1 protein-coding gene is annotated in these 1,494 nt (G+C 49.3%); it reads left to right on the top strand.

What is annotated here, in order from left to right; translation table 11 throughout:
- Positions 1-1,349: phage portal protein family protein (locus ACS8FC_RS14105; protein WP_439297222.1), on the top strand; the 1,349-nt coding region annotated here is incomplete at its 5' end.
- Positions 1,350-1,494: the final 145 nt, after the last annotated feature.

The raw sequence follows: 1,494 nt of genomic DNA, 5'->3' as shown, positions 1-1,494 counted from the left end.
ATGCGGTGATGGCTGATGATGAGGTGCTCAGCTGTCGTGCTGACATTGAAGGTGCTATCAATGCTGCGACGTGGCGAATTTGGGGCGAAGGTGTCGACGAAGGGTTAATCAATCGTCTCTACCGTATATTTAGGCGCTTATATAGCGACTATGGCAGTCTCGCCGTCTTAGCAAACTTCAACGGCTATATGGTCGGCGAATACGTATTTAAAAGAGAGCCAGATGGGTTTTTGACCATCGATAAAATACTGTCAAAAGATGGCGAAATAGATAAATATGCGCCTCAGCGTGATGGCTCGGTTTTGTTGGCGACTGAAGATGACAGCATCGAGATCAACCAAACAATTAAGTACCTAGTACTTACCAGTAAGGCTGTGCCTGCGCGCCCTGCGGGTGAGATGATGATTGTCCGTGCCTATCCTGCGGTCGCGCTGCGTCGCCGTGAGTGGGCGTATGCAGGTCAGTTTATCGCGCGTTACTCACAGCCTTATGTCGTTGGTATGCAAGGCTCTGACAGTGGGTTTGGCACGACGCTTGGTGACTTTACCAGTAAGATATTTAGCTTTATCAATGGCGGTGCTGCTGGTATCGGTAAAGACGATAAGATTGAGATGCACCAGCTAGCAGGCGATGGCTCAGCGTTTGAGCTGTTTGAACGCCTTGCCAATAGACGTATCCAAAAGCTGCTACTGGGACGCGTCAAGACCAGCGAGCTGACCGCAGGCTCACGCTCAGCGCAAGAAACGGATGATGAGGCACGCCAAGACCGAGTAATGTCATATCTGGGGCTGATGACCCGTGGTATACAACATGCTATCGATGCCATCATCGCGGTAAACCAAGCATGGGGTATGCCAATAAACGCACCGCAAGGCGTTTGGTTTGAATATCCCGTCGTCAAAAAGTTTAATAAAGACGAGGCTGAGATTGACGCGAAATACGTCAGTACTGGACAAGTGCGCTTGACTAAGCAAAGGCTGCTCAATGTCGGCTATGAAGAGTCCGAGTTTGAGATTATCGATGGTACTGCGCCTGCACCGACGCCAGTACCGTCTACGCAACAAATACTAGATCAGTTGTCTTTGCAATATAAGCTGTCGCAAAACCTGCCAAACATCATTACTGACCCTGCGACGGATGACGACATCGAGCAAGAGCGCGGTTTGATGGAGCCTAAAATGGCCGCACTCTTAGCGCTATCGCAAAAATGTGACAGCTATGATGAGCTAAAGCTAGGGCTTGCCAAGCTTGACCTGCCGGATGAGGGTTTGGTTGCCGCTCTTGCTGACAAATTGGTCAGTAGCTTTACTGATGGCCTAGGTATCAATAAGGACGACAAAGATGCCTGATGCTTATACGGATGCCAACTTTAACATCTTACCCAATGCCGAGGCGATTGCTGCTTTTAATGCAAAGATGATTGGCTCAAGCTTTAGTTATCTAGACGTACTTGCCTATGAGCACGCTGTCGCCTTTACCGTCGCTAAGATGATG

Source organism: Psychrobacter sp. 1Y4 (assembly GCF_051847555.1).
Note: the sequence above shows the minus strand (reverse complement) of the source record. Positions and strands in the feature narration are given on the sequence as shown.